This is a genomic window from Rhodanobacter sp. C06 (assembly GCF_002001105.1).
Taxonomy (GTDB): domain Bacteria; phylum Pseudomonadota; class Gammaproteobacteria; order Xanthomonadales; family Rhodanobacteraceae; genus Rhodanobacter_A.
On record NZ_MUNP01000021.1, the window covers coordinates 62,433 to 84,081 of the forward strand.

Here is a 21,649-nt window from a genome sequence, read left to right on the forward strand (position 1 = left end):
GATGGCGCGACTGCTCGCCTCCGTACCCATCTTGGGCCGGTGAAAACCCCATTTGGGCAATCCGAAAATCCGGTCGACAAGCTGTTGGAGACGGCAGCACTACGGCCGCCAGTTCGCGTTGTTCCCCCAAAACGCCACCGAACGCCGATACGCCTCGCGGTCCAGCGGCACACCGGAGCCGCCCTCTTCCACGCCCAGCGCATTGCGCAGCATGGTGATCGGTGCCATCGGGATTTCCTCCGGCTCCATCGTGTAGAGACAACCGACGATGCCCCAGTCGGCGGCTATGGGTTCGCCTTCCTTCGCCAGTTGTTCGCGGCTGTAGAGGATGACGACGAGCCAGTTCGCCACCGGCGATTCCACGCCCTCGAACCAGCGCACCAGCACCGGCAGTTCGGCCTTGGTGCGCGCCTCGTAGGCACTGCGCAGCTGATGCCGGTTGGCCTCGGTGATCGGCACGGTGAGGCAGCGCGTGGAGGTCCAGTTGCGGTGCACGTGCAACTTGCAGAACGGCGCGTAGCCGTCCAGCACCCGGAACGGCGCCTCGTCGTTGAGGCGATGCTGGAACGCCTCGGGCGTGCAGTCCTGGATGGCGTTGCCGCGCGGCTCACGCGGAAACAGGCGGGCGCGGGCGAACGGGGTGAGGACGATGGGCATGACTTGTTCGATGGCAAAACGGCGGCCAGCGTAACGCAGGCGCATGCGGGCTCTCCGCGGCTGTCGTCGCGCCGGCTGGCATTTGGCCATCTATCCTTTCATCGCGATGAAAGTATACAATTACTCCGAACCGTAGCGAAGGACCCCCATGCCCGCCATCAGCCTCGAATTCTTTCCACCCAAGACCGACGAGCAGCGCGCCCAGCTGGACCAGGCCGCGCAGGTGCTGAAGGCCTGGCGCCCCGAGTACGCGTCGGTGACCTTCGGCGCCGGCGGCTCCACGCTGAGCTACACCAGCGACACGGTGACGCACCTGCATGCAGAGCATGGCCTCGACGTGGCGCCGCACCTGTCCTGCATGGGTGGCACGCGGGCCGAGATCCGCGCCCTGCTCGACAGTTACAAGGCCGCCGGCTACCGCCGTCTCGTGGCACTGCGCGGCGACCTGCCCTCGGGCATGGCCAGCGCGGGCGACTTCCACTACGCCGCCGAACTGGTGCGTTTCATCCGCGAGCACTCGGGCGACCATTTCCACATCGAGGTGGCGGCCTATCCGGAGATCCATCCGCAGGCCAACGACGCCCACGCCGACCTGCGCCACTTCAAGGCCAAGGTGGACGCCGGCGCGAACGGCGCAATCACGCAGTACTTCTTCAACCCGGATGCGTATTTCCGCTTCGTGGACGACGCCCACAGGCTCGGCGTGCGGGTACCGATCGTGCCGGGCATCATGCCGATTGCGAACTACAGCCAGTTGCAGCGCTTCTCCGACCTGTGCGGCGCCGAGATCCCGCGCTGGATCGCCAAACGCATGCAGGCGCACGGCGACGATGCCGCCGCGGTGCGCGCGCTGGGCGCCGAGGTGGTGGCGCAGCTGTGCCGCCGGCTGCTCGACGGCGGCGCACCGGGCCTGCACTTCTACACGCTGAACCGCGCCAAGGCCACGCGCGCGGTGCTGGAACAGCTGGATTAAACCGCCGGACTGATTCACGGTCGCGACGTCGGCGCATCGCTATGCTGGTGCGATGCGCGTTCTCGTCCTGCTCCTGCTGCTTCCGCTCTGCACCCTCGCCCTGCCGGCGCGGGCGCAGAACACTATCCACCATTGCGTGGACGCGCACGGCAATCCGCTGTTCACCGACCAGCCCTGCACGTCCCAGCAGGCCACCCCGGTGCAGGCGCCGGCGCCCGTGCCCGGCGGGGGCGTGGTCACGTCCGGCCTGCCGGTGCCCCTGCAGCGTTGCGCCAGCACCGCGGCGGAGCTGCGCCAGCGCGTGATCGATGCCTTCGCCGCGCGCGATCCGAACCAGTTGGCCGGACTGATGCTGTGGCACGGTTACGGCCGAGTGTCGGCGGTCGGCGACCTCCGTGCGCTGAGCCAGCTGGTGCGGCAGCCCTTGCTTGAGATCCACTTGGGCGGCGCGCCGGACGACGATCCGGCCTCCGCCGGCAGCAGCCTGCCGCCAGAGGCGTCATCCGCGGCAACACCCGCCGACGAACTGCAGCTGCGCACCAGTGGCGATGACGGCGAACGCAGCGCGCGTTTCGTGATCGCTCGTCAGGCCGGCTGCCTGTGGCTGCGCTACGGCAGCTGAGCCTCGCTTGGCCTTCCTTGCTGCGCTGCAAACTTGCCGCACGAGGCGCGGGTTTATCATGGGCGGTCCCCAACGGAGATTCGCCATGGCGCAGCAGTACCCCGAATGGATCTGGCAGAACGGCGCAATCAAGCCGTGGGCCGAGGCCACCACCCACGTGATGTCGCATGCGCTGCACTACGGGTCCTCGGTATTCGAAGGCATCCGCAGCTACGCCACGCCGGACGGCGCAGCGATCTTCCGCCTCACCGACCACCTCGACCGCCTGTTCCACTCGGCGAAGATCTACGACATGACACTGCCATGCACGCGCGACGAACTCGCCGCGGCCTGCCGCGAGGTCATCCGCAAGAACGGTCTCTCCGCCGCCTATTTGCGCCCCGTTGCGTGGCGTGGCCTGGGCGGCTTCGGCCTCTCCGCCGAAACGCCGATCGACGTGGCCGTGGCCGCGTGGCCGATGGGCCCCTACCTCGGGCCGGAGGCGCTGGAGAACGGCATCACCGCCTGCGTGTCGAGCTGGCAGCGCTTCGCGCCCAACACCATCCCGGCCGGCGCCAAGGCCGGCGGCAACTATCTCTCCGGCCAGCTGATCGCGCGTGAGGCGCGCCGCCTCGGCTTCGGCGAGGGCATCGCGCTGGCCTCCACCGGCCTGCTCAGCGAAGGCGCGGGCGAGAACATCTTCCTGGTGTTCGACGGCGTGCTGCACACCACGCCGGCCAGCGCGTCGATCCTCACCGGCATCACCCGCCACTCGCTGATCACGCTGGCGCGCGAGGACGGCATCGAGGTGATCGAGCGCGACCTCCCGCGCGAATACCTCTACCTCGCCGACGAGGTGTTCATGTGCGGCACCGCCGCCGAAGTCACCCCGATCCGCGCGGTCGACGGCAAGCAGGTCGGCGCCGGCAAGGCCGGCCGCGTCACCCGCCGCATCCAGGAACTGTTCTTCGGCCTGTTCAACGGCAAGACCAACGACCAGTGGGGCTGGCTGGAACCGGTGTGAGTCTCTGTCTTGCGATCGTCCCTGATCGCGAAAATCAAACGGGCGGCCATCCCTGGCCGCACTTTTCACGATGACTGCTTTCGCCCCTGACAGCTTGCTGCCAGGGGCGATGGGATCCGCGCCGGGGAATGGAGGCCCAAGCCGCTATCATGGGCTGATGTCCGAACCGATCTCCGCCCTCCCCGCCATCCGCCTGAAAACCGACCGCGCGCCCGGCCACCCCTGGGTGTGGTCGGCGCAGTTGCACAAGCCCGAGTCGCGCCTTCCGCCGGGCAGCGTGGTGGACGTGGTGGATGCCAAGGGCCGCTTCGCCGGCCGCGGCTTCTGGAATGGCCATGCGCGCATCGCGCTGCGCCTGCTCACCGGCAATCCGGCCGAGACGATCGACGCGAACTGGATCGCCGCACGCATCGCCCGCGCGGTGCGACTGCGACGCGAACTGCTGCAACTCGACAAGTCCACCGACGCCTGGCGCGTGGTGCACAGCGAGGGCGACGGGCTCTCCGGCCTGATCGTGGATCGCTACGCCGACATCCTGGTGGTCGAATACTTCGCCGCCGGCATGTGGAAGTTCCGCGAGGCGATCCACACCGCGCTCGCCGCCGAGTTCCCTGGCGCGCGGCTGTACTGGTTCGCCGAGAGCCATGTGCAAAAGCAGGAATCCTTCGACTGCCGCGCCGCCGAGGTGCCGGCCACGGTGGAAGTGCACGAGTACGGCCTGCGCTTCCACGCCGCGCCCGGCTCGGGCCACAAGACCGGCTTCTTCGCCGACCAGCGCGACAACCGCCGCCGCTTCGCGGAACTGGCGCGCGGCCGCCGCGTGCTCGACCTGTGCTGCAACGCCGGCGGCTTCGCGGTGCATGCGATGGCCGCGGGTGCGCGCGAAGCGGTGGGCGTGGACATGGACGCCGGCATCCTCGAGATCGCCCGCGCCAACGCCGCCGCGAACAAGCTGGTGGTGGATTTCCAGCAGGCCGACATCTTCGATTGGCTGCGCGCGGCCGTGACGCGTGGTGAAAAGTACGACGCGGTGATCCTCGATCCTGCCAAGCTCACCCGCGACCGCAGCAAGGTGTTCGACGCGCTGAAGAAATATTTTGCGATGAACCGCCTCGCGCTGGAAGTGATCCCGCCCGGCGGCCTGCTGCTCACCTGCTCCTGCACCGGTCTCGTCAGCGAAGCGGACTTCCTCGAGATGCTGCGCCGCGTGGCGCTGAACGCCGGCCGCGAGATCCAGATCCTCGAAGTGCGCGGCGCCGGCGCCGACCATCCGGTGCGCACCGACGTGCCGGAAAGCCGCTACCTCAAGGCGGTGTTCTGCCGGGTGGAGTGAACGGCGATTGCCCCGGCCTTGCAGCGGCCGGAGCAATCCGCTTATCAGAATTTGCCGGACACGCTCTTGCTCGCTTCGGCACGGAACTTTTCCAGCCCTTGCTGGGTGATTTCCATCCAGGCATGTTCCGTGGCCGCCTGGCGCTTGTCTTCCGCATGCGCCTGAACCTCAAACGAGGCACCGCCACCCTCGACCTGCAGTTCCGTGGCGATATCCGAGTGCAGGGTGATGGCCCAGAATCCCGGCTGGAACCATGACCAGAACTTCTTGATGCGCACGTCGAGCACCACCGGATTCACATTGGCATCCGCCTGGGATTCGACCTTGTAGCCACTCTGTTCGAGCGCCGCCGTCAGGTTCTCGCGCACGACATCCTGCACCGTCTGCCCCTGCTGCAGCAGGACATCGCCCAAAGCCTTGCCGAAGCCGTTGCGCTTGCGTCCGATAGCCTGCGACTTCACCTGCGCGGTCGCGCCGTCCGAACCGCCGAAGCCCAGCGAAGGCGTACTTGGATCCGATGGCGCCTGCTCGAACACGCGCTCATCCGTCACCGACTTGATGACTACGACACGACCGTTCCCCGCCGCCGAGGCCGATGGCGCGACGACGGGACTCAGCAATTTGATCTGGCTGCGTGATGTGGCACAGCCTGCCAGCGTCGCGCACAGACACACAGCCAGCCAACCGGCACTTTTCCGAGCAATCATGGTGTTTCCCCCTGGTTGATCGCACGGGTGCCTAGTCAAGCATCCGTGCGAGACGATGAAGCATAAACATAGCGGGGGATCATGCCGGTCTTTCCCGGGACCGTCCAGCACACTCTTGCAACTGCAGGCCTGCTGCCAGCATCGCATTGAAAATCACACGCACTCGTCGGCAGCAAGGCCTCATCCACCCGGTCAGGCCGAACGCGGGAGCCGCCCCTTCAACGCCGCCGCATCGAACGGCCCCGCCTCGGCGATCAACGCGCGCGCCGCATCCACCTGGTCCCAGGTATTCCACAGCAGCACGCCGCGCACGCGGCCGCGCTCGAGGTAATACACCACGCCTTCGCGATACGGCTCGCGCCAGTCCTCGACCACGTCGAGGCGCGTGTCGAGCAGGCCGACGGCCTCGTAGCCCAGGTCGAACAGGTCCGAGTAGAAGAACGGCAGCGCGTCGTAGCTGGCCGCGATGCCCGCCATCGCGCGGCCGGCGTGACGGCCCATGCTGACAGCGGCGTCCTCGTGCTCCACGCGCAGGCGACGGTCCAGCGCAGGATTGAAGAAATTCGCTACGTCGCCGGCGGCCCAGATGTCGGGCTCGCTGCTGCGCAGCTGCGCGTCGACCACGACGCCGTTGTCCAGCTTGAGGCCCGCCTGCTCGGCCAACGCGGTGGCCGGCGTCACGCCGAGACCGGCCACGGCAGCCTCCACCCGCAGCAGGCTGCCGTCGGACAGAGCCAGTTCCACGCCGCCGTCGGTGGACTTGCCACCGGTCACCCGCACCCCGCTGCGCACATCCACGCCGCGCTGGCGGTAGTAGTCGTCGAGATGGCGTGCGAGGCCGTCGGGATAGCGACCCGCGCCGATGTGCGCATCCGGAAACAGCATGCTCACCTTGCAGCCGACGCCGCTGAGTGAGGCGGCCAGTTCGGCGCCGATGAAGCCGCCGCCGATCACCGCGATGATCGCGCCGGGCTGGGCATAGCGGCGCAGCCGCTGGTAATCGTCCAGCGTGCGGAAGTGGATGAGCCGCTCGCCGCCCTCGAACGGCAGCCGCCGCGGCGTGGCGCCGGTGGCCAGCAGCAGACGGCGATAGCGGTAGGTATCGCCCTGCCCATCGCGCGCCACGTGTGCCGCGCGGTCCAGCGCCACGATGCGCCGGCCCTGGTACAGCGTTGCGCCGCTGGCGGCGGTGCCGAGGTCGATGTCGGCGAGCTGCTTGTCGCCCTTCCACAACGCCTTGGACAGCGGCGGCCGCTGGTACGGCGGCGCGGACTCCTCGCCGACCATGCCGATGTCCGCCGCCGCGTCGACCTCGCGTATCGCCTTTGCCGCCGCGTCGGCCGCCATGCCGGCGCCGACGATCAGGTAGTCGTGCACGTGTTCCATGACCAGGCTCCACTGCAATCGGACCAAGCCATCATGCGCGGCCGCGGCGAACACGGTGTGAAGTCGCAAGGCCTGCGACGGCAGGACGTACACTGGTATGCATCCGATTCCAGCGAAACCCGCCATGCCTGCCAGCGAAACCCTGCTCATCGTCCTCGTCGTGCTCGCGCTGGTGCTGCTGGCGCTGCAAGCCGCCCTACTGCTGCGCGGGCGCGGCGACGCCGGTCTGGCCGCGAAGCTCGATGCGCTGAAGGACGACAACGAACGCCTGCAGCGCGCACTGCGCGAGGAACAGCGCAGTGGCCGCGAGGAACTGCAGCAGGGCTTCGAACGCTTCCGCGGGCATGTCGGCGAGCAGCTGGACGGCATGTCGCGCCAGCAGGCCGAGCGCATCGACGGGTTCGGCCAGCGCCTCGCCGCACTCACCGACGGCACCAGCGCCGGCCTGCAGACGCTGGCGCAGCGCCTCACGGAAGATGCGCGCAAGAGCCGCGAGGAACTCACGCTGGCGCTGAACCGCTTCGGCGAACAGCAGCAGCAGCGCCTCGGCGCGCTAGGCGCCGAACACGAAAAGCGCATGGGCGAAGTGCGCGGCACGCTGGAAGGCCAGCTGAAGACGCTGCGCGAGGACAACGCCGCACAGCTGGAAAAAATGCGCGCCACCGTGGACGAGAAGCTTCAGTCCACGCTGGAAACGCGACTAGGCCAGTCGTTCGCGCTGGTCTCCGAACGGCTGGAACAGGTGCAGCGCGGCCTGGGCGAAATGCAGAGCCTCGCCACCGGCGTGGGCGATCTCAAGCGCGTGCTTGGCAACGTGAAGACACGCGGCATCCTCGGCGAGGTGCAGCTGGGCGCCCTGCTCGACCAGCTGCTGACACCCGAGCAATACAAGTCGAACATCGCCACCGTGCCGGGCAGCAACGACCGCGTGGAATTCGCGCTGCGCATGCCCGGCGCCGACGCCGAACACCCCGTGTGGCTGCCGATCGACGCGAAGTTTCCACGCGAGGACTACGAACGATTGCTCGACGCGCAGGAACGCGCCGATGCCGAGGCCGCCAATCTTGCCGCCGCCGCGCTGGAACGCCGCGTGCGCGAGGAAGCGAAGACGATCCGCGCCAAGTACGTGGCGCCGCCGCACACCACCGACTTCGCCATACTGTTCCTGCCCACCGAGGGCCTGTACGCCGAGGTGCTGCGCCGGCCCGGTCTGTTCGAGGCGCTGCAGCGCGAGCACAAGGTCACCGTGGCCGGGCCGACCACGCTCACCGCGATCCTCAACGCACTGCAGATGGGATTTCGCACGCTGGCGATCGAGAAACGCAGCAGCGAGGTGTGGCAGTTGCTGGGCGCGGTGAAGAGCGAATTCGGCAAGTTCGGCGAGGTGCTGGACAAGGTGAAGAAGAAGCTCGACGAGGCCGGCAAGCACATCGAGGCCACCGGCGTGCGCACCCGCGCGATCACCCGCCGGCTGCGCGAGGTGGAATCGCTGCCGGGGCAGGAGGCCGCGGGCCTGCTCGACAACACCGCGACCGATGACGCCGAGCCGGACGACGAGGCATGAACATGCCGCGCCGGTCGCTCGGCGAACACCGCCGTCGGCTCAGCGCGTTGGCCGACGAGGTGCTGCGGCTGCGTGTGGCGCTGCCGCGGCGCGAGCGCCTGCTCGCCGGCCTTGCACATGCGCTGCGCGCGGTGCTGGCGGCCAGCCTCGGCTACTGGGCGGCGCTCGGACTGGGCCTGGAACAGGGCTTCTGGGCCGCGATCACCGCGATCTCGGTGACCCAGAGCAGCTATGCCGAGGTGCGCCATTCCTCGCGCGACCAGTTCGTGGGCGCGATGATCGGCGGCCTGGTCGGGCTGGCCGCCGCCACGCTGGGGCACGAGCATTACCTCGCCTACGTGCTGGCGGTGATGGTCGGCATGCTGATGTGCTGGCTGCTCAACCTCGGCGCGGCCGGCCGCATCAGCGGGATCACTTCCACGATCATCCTGCTGGTGCCGCATGAAGGCGCATTCTGGCAGTTCGCGCTGTTCCGGCTGGGCGAAGTCACGCTGGGCGCGGTCGCGGCACTGCTGGTGACGCGGATGTTCGATCTGCTCGAACGTCGCTGGTTCGGCGACGCACCGTCATGATCCGCGCCCGCCCACGGCAGCGGCCGTTACACTAGGCCGGTCTGATGCCCCGGAATTCCCCATGAGCGACTCCACCCCGAACGACGTCACCCGCGAGCAGGCCGAGGAAGCCGTGCGCATCCTGCTGCGCTGGGCCGGCGAGGATCCCGCACGCGAAGGCCTGCTCGACACGCCCCGCCGCGTGGTGAAGGCCTATCGCGACTGGTTCTCCGGCTACGGCGAGGATCCGGCCGACTATCTCAAGCGCACCTTCAAGGAAGTCGAGGGCTACGACGAGATGGTGGTGCTGCGCGACATCGAGTTCGAGAGCCACTGCGAGCACCACATGGCGCCGATCATCGGCCGCGCCCACGTCGGCTACCTGCCCACCAACCGCGTGGTCGGCATCAGCAAGCTGGCGCGGGTGGTGGAAGGCTATGCGCGCCGCTTCCAGGTGCAGGAAAAGCTCACCGCGCAGATCGCGCAATGCATCCAGGAGACCCTGCAGCCTGCCGGCGTGGCGGTGGTGGTCGACGCCAGCCACGAGTGCATGACCACCCGCGGCGTGCACAAGCGTGGCGTGTCGATGGTGACCAGCCAGATGCTCGGCACCTTCCGCGAAGACGCGCGCACCCGCGCCGAGTTCCTGCAATTCATCGGCCTGCACGGCAGCCTGCGCCGGTGATCCGGGCCGCCGCAGCCTCCATCGTGTTGCTGCTACCGCTCGTTGCCGCGGCGCAGGACTCGCGTAACGCCTACCTGCGCCAGTTCGACACCGACGGCAACGGTTGCGTGAGCGAGGCCGAATACGTGGCCTACATGAGCCGCGGCTTCGAGCGCCTGGACACCAACCACGACGGCGTGCTGGAAGCGTACGAGCTGCCCGGCGGCCGCGGCAAGCCGCTGACGCTCAAGCAATGGCAGGCCAACCTGCGCCGTCAGTTCCACCGGCTGGACCGCCGCCACACCGGCTGCCTGGATGCGCAGGAACTCACGGCGCCGCCAGGATGAGCATCGCCGTTTCGTCGCAGGCCAGCCACGCCGCGGCATGATGCGCTATCGTCTCGCGTCTGCCTCACCGCGCCAGCCATGAACCAGCCCGCCGCCGCCACCTCGCGCAAACGCGCCGCCCTCGCCTTCATCTTCGTCACCGTCACGCTGGACATGCTGGCGTTCGGCATCATCATCCCGGTGATGCCGCACCTGATCGTCGAGCTGATCGGCGGCAGCATCGCCAAGGCGGCGGTCTGGGTCGGCGCGATCAGCACGCTGTTCATGCTGATGCAGTTCCTGTTCTCGCCGGTGCAGGGTGCGCTGTCGGATCGCTACGGGCGGCGCACGGTGATTCTGATCTCCAGCTTCGGCCTCGGCGTGGACTTCATCGTGATGGCACTGGCGCCGGCACTGTGGCTGCTGTTCCTGGGTCGCGCGGTGTCCGGCATCTGTGCGGCCAGCTTCTCCACCGCGAACGCCTACATCGCCGACGTGGTGCCGAAAGACAAGCGCGCGGCCGCGTTCGGCATGCTGGGCGCGGCGCTCAGCCTGGGCTTCGTTCTGGGCCCGGCACTGGGCGGCTTCCTCGGCCACTGGCACTTGCGCCTGCCGTTCTGGGTGGCGGCCGGACTGTCGCTGATCAACTTCGGCTACGGGTATTTCGTGCTGCCGGAATCGCTGCCGAAGGAACGCCGCGCGACGCGCTTCGACTGGCGCCACGCCAACCCGTTCGGCGCGGTGGCGCTACTGCGCCGCTACCCGCAGGTGCTCGGGCTGGCGGCGGTGTTCTTCCTGATCAACCTCGCGCAGTTCTCGCTCAACTCCACCTACGTGCTGTACGCCGATTTCCGCTTCGGCTGGGGGCCGCAGGCGGTGGGCTACACGCTGGGCCTGGTCGGCCTGTGCGGCGCCATGGTGCAGGGCGGCCTGGTGCGCCGCCTGATGCCGAAGCTGGGCGAACGGCGGATGATCCTCGCCGGCCTGGTGCTGTGCATGGCGGGCTATCTCTGGTTCGGCCTTGCGCCGAGCGCCGCGCTGTTCCTGCTGGCGATCCCGCTGTTCTGCCTCGGCGGCCTCGCCGGGCCGCCGGCGCAATCAATGATGACCCACCTGGTCGACCCGCATGAGCAGGGTCGCCTGCAGGGCGCGCTGTCCAGCCTGCGCGGCCTCGCCGGCATTCTCGGCCCGGCGATGTTCGCGAACCTGTTCGCGCTGTTCATCAGCGACCATGCGCCGGTGCACCAGCTGCCCGGCGCGGCCTTCGTGCTGGCGGCGTTGCTGCTGCTGGCGGCGGCGTTGGTGGCGGTCCGCGCCACCCGCCATGCCGCGCCGGCATCGGCCGACGACGCTGCCATCGCGCCCATGGCACCAGCATCCCTCGGCGACGTGCTCGCCACCGATCTGCCTTCCCCCGACCCTGTGGAGCCAACCCGATGAGCCTCTCCATGTACCAAGCCAGTGTCCCCGTCTTCGTTCGCGCGCTCGCCAACCTGCGCCACGTGCTGCAGCAGGGCGAGGCGCACGCCAAGGCAAAGAACGTCAGCGACGCCACCCTGCTGCAGACGCGCCTGATCCCCGACATGCTGCCGCTGGTGAAGCAGGTGCAGATCGCCTGCGACATGGCCGCCCGCGGCTGCGCCCGTCTCGCCGGCGTCGAGCCGAAGTCCTTCGCGGACAACGAGGCCACATTGGCCGAACTGCATGCGCGCATCGACGCCGCGACCGCCTACGTGCAAGGCTTCCAGCCCGCGCAGATCGACGGCAGCGAAGCGCGCAGCGTGGTCTTCCCCAGCCGCAACAGCCCCAGCGGCGAGCAGCGCTTCGAAGGGCAGGCCTACCTGTTCGACTACGTGCTGCCGAACCTGTTCTTCCACTGCACCACTGCCTACGCGATCCTGCGCGAGGCGGGCACCGAGCTGGGCAAGGCGGATTTCCTCGGGAAGTTCTGAGATGCGGCGCGGGCTCGCGGCCTGAGCCTTCATCGCATCGGGAAGCTGCCACGAGCAACAAGGCGGTTTCGGGCGTGGCGGGCGCACGGAAACTCGTTGCAGACAAACCTGTCTTCGACAAACGTTTCCGCGAGCCCCCGCCCCTCACCCCAACCCTCTCCCCGACGGGGAGAGGGGCACGGCGCGCCGGCGCCACACCCTCGCGCCATATCTGCGAAAATCCGCTCCTTCGCTCCTGCGAACCACGCCCACCTCCTGATGCTGCGCCTCACCGACATCAAGCTGCCGCTGGATCACCCCGCGGAAGCACTCCCCGCGGCAATCTGCGCGAAGCTCGGCATCCAGCCCGTGTCGCTGCATGGCTACACCGTATTCCGCCGTGGCTACGACGCGCGCAAGCGCGGCTCGATCGCGCTGATCTACACGCTGGACGTGGACGTGGCCGACGAGGTCGCGTTGCTGGCGCGCCATGCGGATGATCGTCATGTGCAGCCCACGCCGGACACCAGCTACCACTGCGTGGTGCAGGCACCGGCGCGACTGGAACACCGCCCCCTCGTGATCGGCTTCGGCCCCTGCGGCCTGTTCGCAGCGCTGATCCTGGCGCAATCGGGCTTTCGCCCGATCGTGCTGGAGCGCGGCAAGGCGGTGCGCGAGCGCACGAAAGACACCTGGGACCTGTGGCGCAAGCGCCAGCTGCACCCGGATTCCAACGTGCAGTTCGGCGAGGGCGGCGCGGGCACGTTTTCCGACGGCAAGCTGCACAGCCAGATCCGCGATCCGCGGCACCACGGCCGCAAGGTGCTCACCGAGTTCGTCAAGGCCGGCGCGCCGGAGGAGATCCTCTACGTCAGCAAGCCGCACATCGGCACGTTCCGGCTGGTGACGATGGTGGAGAACATGCGCGGCACCATCGAGGCGCTGGGCGGCGAGATCCGCTTCGACCAGCGCGTGGACGACCTGCTGATCGAGATCGACGCGCAAGGCGAGCGCCACGTGCGCGGCGTGCGGCTGGCCAGCGGCGCGGAGCTGCGCAGCGACCACGTGGTGCTGGCGCTGGGCCACAGTGCGCGCGACAGCTTCGAGATGCTGCATGCGCGCGGCGTGTACGTGGAGGCCAAGCCGTTCTCGATCGGCTTCCGCATCGAGCACCCGCAGTCGCTGATCGACCACGCGCGCTTCGGCCCGCAGGCCGGCCACCCCATCCTCGGCGCGGCCGACTATCAACTGGTGCACCACGGTCGCGATGGCCGCTCGGTGTACAGCTTCTGCATGTGCCCCGGCGGCACCGTGGTGGCCGCCACCAGCGAGCCGGGACGCGTGGTGACGAACGGCATGAGCCAGTACTCGCGCAACGAACGCAACGCGAACGCGGCGATCGTGTGCGACATCGCGCCGGCCGACTACGCGCCGTACGGCGAGGGTCCGCTGGCTGGCATCGCGCTGCAGCGACACTGGGAATCGAACGCCTACGCCCTCGGCGGCGGCGACTACAGCGCACCCGGCCAGCGCGTGGGCGACTTCCTCGCGGGCAAGCCTTCGCGCGCGTTTGGCGAGGTGCAGCCCTCGTACCAGCCGGGCGTGCATCTCACCGATCTCTCCAGCGCCTTGCCCGGCTATGCGGTGGCCGCGATCCGCGCCGCGATCCCCGCGTTCGACCGCCAAATAAAGGGCTATGCGCTGCCCGACGCGATGCTCACCGGGGTGGAGACGCGCACTTCCTCGCCGGTGCGCATCAAGCGCCGCGACGAGGACCTGCAAAGCCTCAACACCCGCGGGCTGTATCCCGCCGGCGAAGGCGCGGGCTACGCGGGCGGCATTCTTTCCGCGGCGGTGGACGGGATACGCGTGGCGGAGGCGGTGGCGCTGTCGATCACTGGCCGATAACGTGCGTAGAAGCGGCTTCAGCCGCGATTGGTAGAGGAATCGCGGCTGAAGCCGCTCCTACGCTCCGCCCCTACCGCCACGCCACGCGGCCGACCACTCGCCCAAGCGCTGCGTCCATCTTCTTGCACAGCTTGGGCGTGCCGTTGACCAGCACCGGCTCGGCGGCGGGCTTGAGCATCGGCACATCCATCAGCGAGTCGCTGTAGGCCTGCTGCCACGCGGTCACGCCGTGCGCGGCCAGCGCCTTGAGCTTGTTCGCGCCAATGTTGTGGAAGCCGGTGCGCATGCCCAGGCCGGTGGCACGCAGCCGCGAGGCGAGCAGTTCCACGTCGCCCAGGCCCAGCTGTTCGAGGATCCCGCCCACCAGCGCCTGCTCGCAGCCGGTCACCACGATCACGCGGTCGCCCGCCTGCTGATGCCGGCGCAACTGGCGCAGCGCGTCGCGGTTGAACAGGCGCGAGTGCTGCACCATCTCGGCGGCGTAGGACCTCGCCAGCGCCTGGTAACGCGCCTCGCCCGTACCGAACAGCGCGGCGTGCACCAGGGTGCGCGCCACGCGCCGGCGCGAGAACGGCAGCTGCAACAGCAGCCACGGCAGACAGGGCAGCACCAGCAGCCGGCGCAGCCACGAGCGCTCGTAGCGGCTGCGTACGAAGAAGTAGAAGGCATCGCCGTGCAGCAGCACGCCGTCGAAATCGAACAGCACTACGCGCGGCGCCAGCGCATCGTCGCTCGCCGCCACCGGCGGCACCATGTCCCCTGTATCCATCTGCATTATTTCGTGCCGAACAACCGCTTCAGTTCGCTGCCCGGATCGTCGGCACGCATGAACGCCTCGCCGACCAGGAACGCGTTGATGCCGCCCTCGCGCAGGCGCGCCACGTCCCCGGGCGTGCGGATGCCGGATTCGGCGACCAGGATGCGGTCGTATTCCATCAGTTCCTGCAGCCGCAACGAGGTTTCCAGCGAGGTCTCGAAATTGCGCAGGTTGCGGTTGTTGACGCCGATCAGCGGCACCGGCAACGCCAGCGCACGTTCCAGCTCCTCCTCGTCGTGCACTTCGCACAACACGTCGAGGTCGAGCTCGGCCGCCTGCAGCGAGAGCTGCAGCAGCACCTCGTCGTCCAGCGCGGAGACGATCAGCAGCACGCAGTCGGCGCCGATCGCGCGCGCCTCGTGCACCTGGTACGGGTCGATGATGAAGTCCTTGCGCAGCACCGGCAGCGTGCACGCGTCGCGCGCCTGCTGCAGGAAGGCCTCGCTGCCCTGGAAGAAGTCGCTGTCGGTGAGCACCGAAAGGCAGGCCGCGCCGCCCTTGGCGTAGCTCTTCGCGATCGCCGCCGGATCGAAGTCGGCGCGGATCACGCCCTTGCTGGGGCTGGCCTTCTTCACCTCGGCGATCACCGCGGGCTGGCCGGCGCTGATCTTCGCCTCGATCGCCGCGGCGAAGCCGCGCGTCTCGGGCAGGTCGGTGATGCGCGCGGCCAGCTCGGCCAACGGCAGCCGTGACTGGCGTTCGGCCACTTCTTCCGCCTTGCGGGCGAGGATGCGGTTGAGGATGTCGGTCATGGCATGGGGTGGATGCTGGGGGCGGGGGCATCGTGGCGACGACCATGTCGTCGCGCCGTCAAGCTATCACAGCCTGCCGGCCAGCCGTCTCGTCGCCGCCACGAAGGCCTGCATTTTCGCACGGGCCGCGCCGCTGGCAATCGTGGCACGCGCCAGCGCGATGCCGGCACCGATGGAATCGGCCACGTTCGCCGCGTACAGCGCCGCACCCGCGTTGAGGCAGACGATGTCGTGCGGCACGCCGCGCTCGCCGTCCAGCGCCCGTTCCAGCATCGCCTTCGACTCGGCCACGTCGGCCACGCGCAAGTTGCGGCTGGAGGCCATCGCGAGACCGAAATCCTCCGGCTCGACCTCGTACTCGCGCACCACGCCGTCGCGCAATTCGCCGACCAGGGTAGCCGCGCCCAGCGAGATCTCGTCCATGCCGTCGCGGCCCCACACCACCAGCGCGCGGCGCGCGCCCAGCTGCTGCAGCACACGCACCTGGATGCCGACCAGGTCGGGGTGGAACACGCCCATCAGGATGTTGGGCGCGCCAGCCGGGTTGGTCAGCGGTCCCAGGATGTTGAACAGGGTGCGCACGCCCATTTCCTTGCGCACCGGCGCAACCACCTTCATGGCCGGATGGTGGTTCGGCGCGAACATGAAACCGATGCCGGTTTCCGCGAGGCACTCGGCCACCTGCGCGGGCGCAAGGTCGATGCGCGCGCCCAGCGCCTCCAGCACGTCGGCGCTGCCGGATTTCGACGACACGCTGCGCCCGCCGTGCTTGGCGATGCGCGCGCCCGCCGCCGCCGCCACGAACATCGAGGCGGTGGAGATGTTGAAGCTGGAGGCGCCGTCGCCGCCGGTGCCCACGATATCGAGCAGGTGGTCCACGTCGCCCACCACCGGGACTTGGTGCGCCAGCTCGCGCATCACCCGCGCCGCGCCGGTGATCTCGCCCACGGTCTCCTTCTTCACGCGCAAGCCGGTGATGATCGCCGCGGTCATCAACGGGCTCACCTCACCCGCCATGATCTGGCGCATCAGCGCGATCATCTCGTCGTGGAAGATCTCGCGGTGCTCGATCGTGCGCTGCAGTGCCTCCTGCGGGGTGATGCTGATTTCGCGTGCGCTCATGCCGCCAGCTTCCGCCGCGGCAGGCCCAGGAAGTTCGCCAGCATGTCGTGACCGTGCTGGGTGAGGATGGATTCGGGATGGAACTGCACGCCCTCCACCGGCAGCGTCTTGTGGCGCAGTCCCATGATCTCGTCGATGCTGCCGTCCGCGTTCTCCGTCCACGCGGTCACTTCCAGGCAATCGGGCAGCGAGCCCTGCTCCACCACCAGCGAGTGGTAGCGCGTGGCCTCGAACGGATCGGGCAGGCCGGCGAACACGCCCTGGCCGCGATGGCGCACCGGCGAGGTCTTGCCGTGCATGATCCGCTTGGCGCGGATCACCTTGCCGCCGAACGCCTGGCCGATCGCCTGGTGGCCCAGGCACACGCCGAACACCGGGATTTCGCCCGACAACTCGCGCAACACGTCCAGCGACACGCCCGCGTCGTCCGGCGTGCCCGGCCCCGGCGAAATCATGATGCGCGCGGGCTTCAGCGCGCGGATGCCCGCCACGTCCAGCGCATCGTTGCGCACCACCTTCACCTCCTGCCCCAGCTCGCCCAGGTACTGCACGAGGTTGAAGGTGAAGCTGTCGTAGTTGTCGATCATCAGCAGCATGGCGGGCCTGCGGGCAAGACGGCGCAACGGGCGCCGCGGGCCTTGCAGTATAGCCGGCCATTTGCTCGTGCCTGTCGCAGGCCCGGCCTGACGCGCTACGGCCTGTCGACCGCCTCCGGCGCGCGCGGCGCGTCGGTTGCCGCGTCGCGCCGCGATTGCCGCGCCACCACGCTGGTCACCGTAAGGTCGGCGGTGACGTTGCCCAGCGTGGCGAATACGTCGGGCAGCGTGTCCACCGCCAGCATCAGGCCCAGCGGCGCCAGTGGCACGCCCATCGCCTGCGCCACCGGCAGGTTGGTCGCCATGAAGGTGACCTGGCCGGGCAGGCCGACCGAGCCCAGGCTGATCACCACCGCCAGCGCCGCACCCGCCGCGAGCTGCGCCGGCCCCAGGTGGATGCCGCTGGCCCAGGCGATGAAGCAGGCCGAGGCGATGTACTGCACCGGACTGGTGAGCCGGCACAGCGACACCGCCATCGGCAGCGCCAGCGCGGTGACCTGGGTCGGATAGCCGAGCCGCCGCTCCGCGCTCTCCAGCATCGCCGGCAGCGAGGCCAGCGAGGACTGCGTGCTGGCCGCCACCGCCTGCGCCGGCGCCAGCGCGACGACGAAGCGGCGCAGCCGCTCTCCGCCCCACAGCACCGCCACCGGCAGCATCAACGCGGTCACCGCCAGGTAGAGCAGGATCTCGGTCAGCACGTACACGCCCAGCGCGCGCACCATGCCCAGGCCGGCACGGGCGCAGACGGCAAGGATCAGCGCGAACACGCCCAGCGGCGCCAGCCACAGAACCCAGCGCACGATCGCGATCATCGCGTCGGCGATGGCCTGGAAGAACTCCACCAGCAGCGCGCGCCGCGACGGCTGCAACTGCGTCAGCGCGAAGCCGAGGCACAGCGCGAACACCACCAGCGGCAGCATCGCGCTCTGCGCGGCCGCCATCAGCGCGTTGCTGGGCACTATGCCCTCGAACCAGCTTGCCCAGCCCGGCGCGGCGGTGATCGGCACGTGCGCACCGGCCCCGTTCAGCGCGGCGCCCAATGCCGGGTCATGCGGGAACAGCGCCAGCAACGGCGGCGCGAGCAGCGCGGCGACCGCCGCACCCAGCGCGAGCACCGCGATGATCGCGACCAGGGTGCGCCGTGCGATGCGCCCGGAAGCCGCCGCGTCGCTGGCGGTGTTCACGCCCACCACCACCAGCGCCAGCACCAGCGGCACCACCGTCATCTGCAAGGCGTTCAGCCACAGGTGGCCGATCGGCTGGGCGACGTCCGCCGCACGCGCAGCCCAGTCCGGGGTCCAGGTGGCCAACGCCAGGCCGGCCAGCGCGCCGGCGGCGAGGCCCAGCAACACGCGGGTGGTCGCGCTCATCGGCCGGCCTTCACGTCAGGCAGTCGCCAGGCATGGTGCAGGCGCGCGTACTCGTCCTGCGGCAGCAACACGAACACCGGGTGTTCCTCCGGTTTCAGCCATGCCAGCAGGTGCTGCATGCTGTCCGGCGTCATCGCGGTGCAGCCGGTGGTGCCCGTGGTCGGTGACGACCACAGGTGCGCGAAGATGCAACTGCCGCCGTTCGGCGCTCCGTCCGGGTTGTGCTCGATCACGAAGCCGATCCGGTAGGCCTGGTCGCCATGGAAATGCAGATCGCGCCGCATCGGCTCGCTGGCCCCTTTCAGCGCTGCCGTGCCCACCTTGGCCGTGTCGGCGATGCGGTTGTAGAGCGGCGTGCCGCTGACGTCCATGCACCAGTCGGTGGCGGTGAGCGCGAGATACGGCAGTGCCGTGTCCGCGTGGGCGGCGTAGCCGAACGCGGTGCCGATGCGGAACACGCCGGCCGGGCTGCGGCCGTCGCCCTCGCGCTTCTGCGGGCCGTCGTGCTGCGCCGGACTGAGGCCGATGCCCCAGGCCGCGCCGCTCTTCCCGATCACCACCGGCCGCACCGCGCCCACTTCACGCCACGCGCCGCCGTGATCGCGCTGGTAAGTGCGCAACGTGCCTTCGATCGTGTTCCAGTCGGGCACGGTGACCAGGATCATCTGGTTGGCATTGGACCAGGCGGCGGACGGTGCCTTGGCGGCAATGACGTTGCCTGCGAAGGCAAGGCCGGCGATCAACAGGGTGACGAGGCGGTTGCGCATGACCACGAAAACCTCCAACGAAGGATTTCCTCTCCCTTGGGAAAGGGTTCGGACGGAAATGGGCGTTCCGGCGGATGCCGGACCCTCTCCCCACCCCCTCTCCCGAAGGGAGAGGAGTCCAAGGGTATCGCTCTCCCGGAGGGAGAGGGATTCAAGGATACGGCGTGGATGGACGTCCGGACGGCCATTCATGGCTCCAGCATCTGCTGAATGCGATCCAGGTTGGCGACCAGTTGTGCATGGCGCGCATCGTCGCCTTCGCACAGGCGCACGAAGACGACGTCCAGCAGGTGCTGCAATGCAGACTGGTAGAGCAGCGACTGGATGTACGGACGCTCGTCGTGCGCCGACACCAGCAGCGCCGCATCCGCCAGCGTGCGCAGCGGGTTGGCGGTGTGCCGGGTCACGCTGATCACCTGGCCGCGCCGCTCGCGGAAATAGCGGCTGATCTTGCCCAGCGCCGGATGGTTGCCGTGTTCGGAGAACACCACCAGCACGTCGCCGTGGCCGGCGGCGGAGACGTTGGCGGTCATCCGCGCGGTGTCGAAGTTGTGCACGGTGAGGATGCCCAGCAGCGACAGCTTCAGCGCGAAGCTGCGCGCAGGGATGTCGTCCTCGCCGAGGCCGATGATGAACACCTTGCCGCTGCGCCCGGCCGTGCCGATCGCAGCGGCCACCGCCGCCAGCGCCTGCGGCGGATTGATCAGCCGGGTCGCCTCCTCCGCCTCGGACTTGCGTCGCCACAGATCGGCGGCCAGCGACTCGTCAGCTCCGCCGCCGACCTGCGCCGCGGCCTCTTCGTCGTCGCCGTTGTCGGCGCGGGCGATCGCCTCGCCCACCGAGTACTTGAGGTCCGGGTAACCCTTGAAACCCAGCTTCTGGGTGAACTTGACCACGCTGGACTGGCTGATGCCCAGCGCGTTGGCGAGCTGTTGCGAGGAGTAGTCGCGCAGCAGCTGCGCGTTGTCCAGCACGAAGTCGGCGATGCGGCGTTCCACCGCCGACATGCGGTCGCGCTCGGAGCGGATTTTTACCAGCGGCGACATGTCAGCCCGCGACGCCGGTTTCCAGCCCGCGGATCTCGCGGATGCCCAGGCCCGGCGCATCCGTCACCGAGATCTCGGACTCGTTGAAGATCACCCCGCCATCCACCGGATTGAACTGGCACAGCGAGGGACCGTCCAGGTCCACCTTCGTGATCGCGTTGGCCTTGGCCACCGCCACGTGCACCGCGGCCGCCACGCTGATCGAGGTTTCCAGCATGCAGCCGATCATGCAGTCCACGCCGTGCAGCGCGGCGATGTCGGCGATCTTGATCGCGTTGGAGATGCCGCCGGTCTTCATCAGTTTGATGTTGATGATGTCGGCGGCGCGCAGGCGGATCAGCTCGATCACCTCCATCGGCCCGAACACGCTCTCGTCGGCCATGATCGGCGTGTGCACGCGCTCGGTGACATAACGCATGCCTTCCAGGTCGCGCGCCTTCACCGGTTGCTCGACCAGCTCCAGCTTGATGCCGGCCTCCTCCAGCGTCTGCAGCGCGTAGACCGCCTGCTTGGCGGTCCAGCCCTGGTTCGCGTCCAGCCGCAACAGGGCACGGCCCTCGACCGCGGCGTAGATCGCCTTGACCCGCTCGATGTCGACGCCGATGTCCTTGCCCACCTTGATCTTCAGCGACTCGAAGCCGCGCTCAACCGCGGCGACGGAGTCGGCCACCATCTTGTCGATGTAGTCCACGCTGATCGTGATGTCGGTGGTGATTACCGGGTCGCCGCCACCCAGCAGCTTGTACAGCGGCGCGCCGTAGAGCTGGCCCCACAGGTCGTACAGCGCGATCTCCACCGCCGCCTTGGCGCTGGAGTTCTTCTCCATCGAGGACTGGATCAATCCGGTCAGCCGGTTGAGATCGGCCACTTCCTGGCCGAGCAGCCGCGGCGTGATGTAGTGGCGGATCGCGTCGACGATGGAGCCGTGCGTGTCGCCGGTGATCACCGCGGTGGCCGGCGCCTCGCCGTAGCCCACGTGGCCGGTGTCGGTGTGCACCATCACCACGATGTCCTCGACCTGGTTGACGGTGCGCAGCGCGGTCTTGAACGGCGTCTTCAACGGCACGCGCAACATGCCGAACTGGATGTCGGTGATTTTCATGGGATGGCTTTCATCCTTGTTGAATACGTAGGTGTCCGCGCGCTCCCGCGATCGTAGGAGCGCACCCTGTGCGCGATGGCCTTGAGCACGCACAGTGCCGGTTGATCGCGAGAACAAAGCGGTTTCGAGCGCCTATCGGCGCCCGAGTTACTTTCTCTCGCATGCCCGAGAGAAAGTAACCAAAGAGAGGGGCACCCCGATGGCGCGCCCTCCGGGCATCCTGCCCTGCGGGTGCGCGGGCGGGCTCCGGGTTTTTTCGACGGCACGTCCATGTACCGGCGAAAAACTGACCGGCTTCCTGCCGGCCATCCTGCGGACTTTCCTCCACCCGCCCGCCGCGCCATAGGGGCCCCGGGTAAAGCAGTGCGCTCCCGGCGCGCAGAAGCAAGAGCACCCCACCCCAACCCTCCCCTGCACGCGGGGGAGGGAGACGGCGAACCGCAAGCCCGCAG

At 68.8% G+C, this 21,649-nt stretch carries 22 protein-coding genes; 11 read left to right on the forward strand and 11 right to left on the reverse strand.

Features of this window, described 5'->3' with window-relative positions; all coding sequences use genetic code 11:
• Positions 1–99: 99 nt before the first annotated feature.
• A complete protein-coding gene (locus tag B0E52_RS01075; protein WP_077480936.1) occupies positions 100–657 on the reverse strand; it encodes a DUF3228 family protein in 558 nt (185 codons plus the stop codon).
• 148 nt (positions 658–805) lie between these two features.
• Between B0E52_RS01075 and metF the strand changes: the two genes are divergently transcribed.
• From metF to B0E52_RS01095, 4 genes are all read left to right on the forward strand, one after another.
• Entirely contained in the window at positions 806–1,630 is an 825-nt protein-coding gene (gene metF, locus B0E52_RS01080) for a methylenetetrahydrofolate reductase [NAD(P)H] (protein WP_077480892.1), read from the forward strand.
• 52 nt (positions 1,631–1,682) lie between these two features.
• Positions 1,683–2,252, forward strand: coding sequence for a DUF4124 domain-containing protein (locus tag B0E52_RS01085; protein ID WP_077480894.1), 570 nt, complete (start codon positions 1,683–1,685; stop codon positions 2,250–2,252).
• Between the two features lie 85 nt (positions 2,253–2,337).
• On the forward strand, positions 2,338–3,255 hold the full coding sequence (locus B0E52_RS01090) for a branched-chain amino acid transaminase (protein WP_077480896.1): 918 nt from the start codon (positions 2,338–2,340) through the stop codon (positions 3,253–3,255).
• A 157-nt stretch (positions 3,256–3,412) separates the two neighbouring features.
• Positions 3,413–4,588 carry a class I SAM-dependent rRNA methyltransferase gene (locus tag B0E52_RS01095; RefSeq protein ID WP_077480898.1) on the forward strand — a complete coding sequence of 392 codons (1,176 nt, stop codon included), beginning with the start codon at positions 3,413–3,415 and terminating at the stop codon, positions 4,586–4,588.
• 44 nt (positions 4,589–4,632) lie between these two features.
• On the opposite strand, the gene B0E52_RS18235 is transcribed toward B0E52_RS01095, so the two are convergent.
• Positions 4,633–5,295 (reverse strand): flagellar biosynthesis protein, encoded by a 663-nt coding sequence (locus tag B0E52_RS18235; protein ID WP_168174106.1) that lies wholly within the window; start codon positions 5,293–5,295, stop codon positions 4,633–4,635.
• A gap of 192 nt (positions 5,296–5,487) precedes the next feature.
• The gene (locus B0E52_RS01105) at positions 5,488–6,681 is read right to left on the reverse strand and encodes an FAD-dependent oxidoreductase (RefSeq protein ID WP_077480938.1); all 1,194 of its coding nucleotides are present in this window, start codon (positions 6,679–6,681) and stop codon (positions 5,488–5,490) included.
• Positions 6,682–6,805: 124 nt separating this feature from the next.
• On the opposite strand from B0E52_RS01105, the gene rmuC reads away from it, so the two are divergent.
• The 7 genes from rmuC to B0E52_RS01140 all read left to right on the forward strand — a co-directional run bounded on the left by rmuC (position 6,806) and on the right by B0E52_RS01140 (position 13,625).
• Positions 6,806–8,245, forward strand: coding sequence for a DNA recombination protein RmuC (rmuC, locus tag B0E52_RS01110; RefSeq protein ID WP_077480902.1), 1,440 nt, complete (start codon positions 6,806–6,808; stop codon positions 8,243–8,245).
• Positions 8,242–8,817 (forward strand): FUSC family protein, encoded by a 576-nt coding sequence (locus tag B0E52_RS01115; protein ID WP_139351538.1) that lies wholly within the window; start codon positions 8,242–8,244, stop codon positions 8,815–8,817. The genes rmuC and B0E52_RS01115 overlap by 4 nt, the downstream gene beginning before the upstream one ends.
• 61 nt (positions 8,818–8,878) lie before the next feature.
• Complete coding sequence (gene folE / locus B0E52_RS01120) at positions 8,879–9,481, forward strand: GTP cyclohydrolase I FolE (RefSeq protein WP_077480906.1); 603 nt, start codon at positions 8,879–8,881, stop codon at positions 9,479–9,481.
• Positions 9,482–9,504: 23 nt separating this feature from the next.
• On the forward strand, positions 9,505–9,807 hold the full coding sequence (locus B0E52_RS01125; RefSeq protein WP_254426662.1) for a hypothetical protein: 303 nt from the start codon (positions 9,505–9,507) through the stop codon (positions 9,805–9,807).
• 78 nt (positions 9,808–9,885) lie between these two features.
• Positions 9,886–11,226: a TCR/Tet family MFS transporter gene (locus B0E52_RS01130; RefSeq protein WP_077480908.1), complete on the forward strand. Its 1,341-nt coding sequence runs from the start codon at positions 9,886–9,888 to the stop codon at positions 11,224–11,226.
• Positions 11,223–11,738, forward strand: coding sequence for a DUF1993 domain-containing protein (locus B0E52_RS01135; RefSeq protein WP_077480910.1), 516 nt, complete (start codon positions 11,223–11,225; stop codon positions 11,736–11,738). Before B0E52_RS01130 ends, B0E52_RS01135 begins: the two co-directional genes overlap by 4 nt.
• Before the next feature lie 258 nt (positions 11,739–11,996).
• Entirely contained in the window at positions 11,997–13,625 is a 1,629-nt protein-coding gene (locus B0E52_RS01140; RefSeq protein WP_077480912.1) for an NAD(P)/FAD-dependent oxidoreductase, read from the forward strand.
• 70 nt (positions 13,626–13,695) lie between these two features.
• Here the strand turns inward: B0E52_RS01140 and B0E52_RS01145 are convergent, their stop codons facing one another.
• From B0E52_RS01145 to B0E52_RS01180, 8 genes are all read right to left on the reverse strand, one after another.
• Positions 13,696–14,394, reverse strand: coding sequence for an HAD family hydrolase (locus tag B0E52_RS01145; protein ID WP_077480942.1), 699 nt, complete (start codon positions 14,392–14,394; stop codon positions 13,696–13,698).
• Positions 14,395–14,399: 5 nt separating this feature from the next.
• Positions 14,400–15,194 carry an indole-3-glycerol phosphate synthase TrpC gene (gene trpC / locus B0E52_RS01150; protein ID WP_077480914.1) on the reverse strand — a complete coding sequence of 265 codons (795 nt, stop codon included), beginning with the start codon at positions 15,192–15,194 and terminating at the stop codon, positions 14,400–14,402.
• Positions 15,195–15,260: 66 nt separating this feature from the next.
• Entirely contained in the window at positions 15,261–16,316 is a 1,056-nt protein-coding gene (trpD, locus tag B0E52_RS01155) for an anthranilate phosphoribosyltransferase (RefSeq protein WP_077480916.1), read from the reverse strand.
• Positions 16,313–16,912 (reverse strand): aminodeoxychorismate/anthranilate synthase component II, encoded by a 600-nt coding sequence (locus B0E52_RS01160; protein ID WP_077480918.1) that lies wholly within the window; start codon positions 16,910–16,912, stop codon positions 16,313–16,315. Before B0E52_RS01160 ends, trpD begins: the two co-directional genes overlap by 4 nt.
• Positions 16,913–17,007: 95 nt before the next feature.
• Positions 17,008–18,282, reverse strand: a complete 1,275-nt coding sequence (locus B0E52_RS01165; protein WP_077480920.1) for a cation:dicarboxylase symporter family transporter — start codon at positions 18,280–18,282, stop codon at positions 17,008–17,010.
• Positions 18,279–19,049: a hypothetical protein gene (locus B0E52_RS01170; protein ID WP_077480944.1), complete on the reverse strand. Its 771-nt coding sequence runs from the start codon at positions 19,047–19,049 to the stop codon at positions 18,279–18,281. Before B0E52_RS01170 ends, B0E52_RS01165 begins: the two co-directional genes overlap by 4 nt.
• Before the next feature lie 188 nt (positions 19,050–19,237).
• Positions 19,238–20,095 (reverse strand): MurR/RpiR family transcriptional regulator, encoded by an 858-nt coding sequence (locus B0E52_RS01175; protein WP_077480922.1) that lies wholly within the window; start codon positions 20,093–20,095, stop codon positions 19,238–19,240.
• A gap of 1 nt (position 20,096) precedes the next feature.
• Positions 20,097–21,197 carry a dipeptide epimerase gene (locus tag B0E52_RS01180; RefSeq protein WP_077480924.1) on the reverse strand — a complete coding sequence of 367 codons (1,101 nt, stop codon included), beginning with the start codon at positions 21,195–21,197 and terminating at the stop codon, positions 20,097–20,099.
• Between the last annotated feature and the right edge of the window lie 452 nt (positions 21,198–21,649).

Bases quoted from the DNA above. Each gene is read 5' to 3' on its own strand.
- B0E52_RS01135 (WP_077480910.1), top strand. From the start codon at position 11,223: ATGAGCCTCTCCATGTACCAAGCCAGTGTCCCCGTCTTCGTTCGCGCG.
- B0E52_RS01085 (WP_077480894.1), top strand. From the start codon at position 1,683: ATGCGCGTTCTCGTCCTGCTCCTGCTGCTTCCGCTCTGCACCCTCGCC.
- folE (WP_077480906.1), top strand. From the start codon at position 8,879: ATGAGCGACTCCACCCCGAACGACGTCACCCGCGAGCAGGCCGAGGAA.
- B0E52_RS01105 (WP_077480938.1), bottom strand. From the start codon at position 6,681: ATGGAACACGTGCACGACTACCTGATCGTCGGCGCCGGCATGGCGGCC.
- B0E52_RS18235 (WP_168174106.1), bottom strand. From the start codon at position 5,295: ATGATTGCTCGGAAAAGTGCCGGTTGGCTGGCTGTGTGTCTGTGCGCG.
- trpD (WP_077480916.1), bottom strand. From the start codon at position 16,316: ATGAGCGCACGCGAAATCAGCATCACCCCGCAGGAGGCACTGCAGCGC.
- B0E52_RS01090 (WP_077480896.1), top strand. From the start codon at position 2,338: ATGGCGCAGCAGTACCCCGAATGGATCTGGCAGAACGGCGCAATCAAG.
- trpC (WP_077480914.1), bottom strand. From the start codon at position 15,194: ATGACCGACATCCTCAACCGCATCCTCGCCCGCAAGGCGGAAGAAGTG.
- B0E52_RS01145 (WP_077480942.1), bottom strand. From the start codon at position 14,394: ATGGATACAGGGGACATGGTGCCGCCGGTGGCGGCGAGCGACGATGCG.
- B0E52_RS01095 (WP_077480898.1), top strand. From the start codon at position 3,413: ATGTCCGAACCGATCTCCGCCCTCCCCGCCATCCGCCTGAAAACCGAC.
- B0E52_RS01115 (WP_139351538.1), top strand. From the start codon at position 8,242: ATGAACATGCCGCGCCGGTCGCTCGGCGAACACCGCCGTCGGCTCAGC.
- B0E52_RS01160 (WP_077480918.1), bottom strand. From the start codon at position 16,912: ATGCTGCTGATGATCGACAACTACGACAGCTTCACCTTCAACCTCGTG.
- metF (WP_077480892.1), top strand. From the start codon at position 806: ATGCCCGCCATCAGCCTCGAATTCTTTCCACCCAAGACCGACGAGCAG.
- B0E52_RS01180 (WP_077480924.1), bottom strand. From the start codon at position 21,197: ATGAAAATCACCGACATCCAGTTCGGCATGTTGCGCGTGCCGTTGAAG.
- B0E52_RS01140 (WP_077480912.1), top strand. From the start codon at position 11,997: ATGCTGCGCCTCACCGACATCAAGCTGCCGCTGGATCACCCCGCGGAA.
- B0E52_RS01175 (WP_077480922.1), bottom strand. From the start codon at position 20,095: ATGTCGCCGCTGGTAAAAATCCGCTCCGAGCGCGACCGCATGTCGGCG.
- B0E52_RS01075 (WP_077480936.1), bottom strand. From the start codon at position 657: ATGCCCATCGTCCTCACCCCGTTCGCCCGCGCCCGCCTGTTTCCGCGT.
- B0E52_RS01130 (WP_077480908.1), top strand. From the start codon at position 9,886: ATGAACCAGCCCGCCGCCGCCACCTCGCGCAAACGCGCCGCCCTCGCC.
- B0E52_RS01170 (WP_077480944.1), bottom strand. From the start codon at position 19,049: ATGCGCAACCGCCTCGTCACCCTGTTGATCGCCGGCCTTGCCTTCGCA.
- rmuC (WP_077480902.1), top strand. From the start codon at position 6,806: ATGCCTGCCAGCGAAACCCTGCTCATCGTCCTCGTCGTGCTCGCGCTG.
- B0E52_RS01165 (WP_077480920.1), bottom strand. From the start codon at position 18,282: ATGAGCGCGACCACCCGCGTGTTGCTGGGCCTCGCCGCCGGCGCGCTG.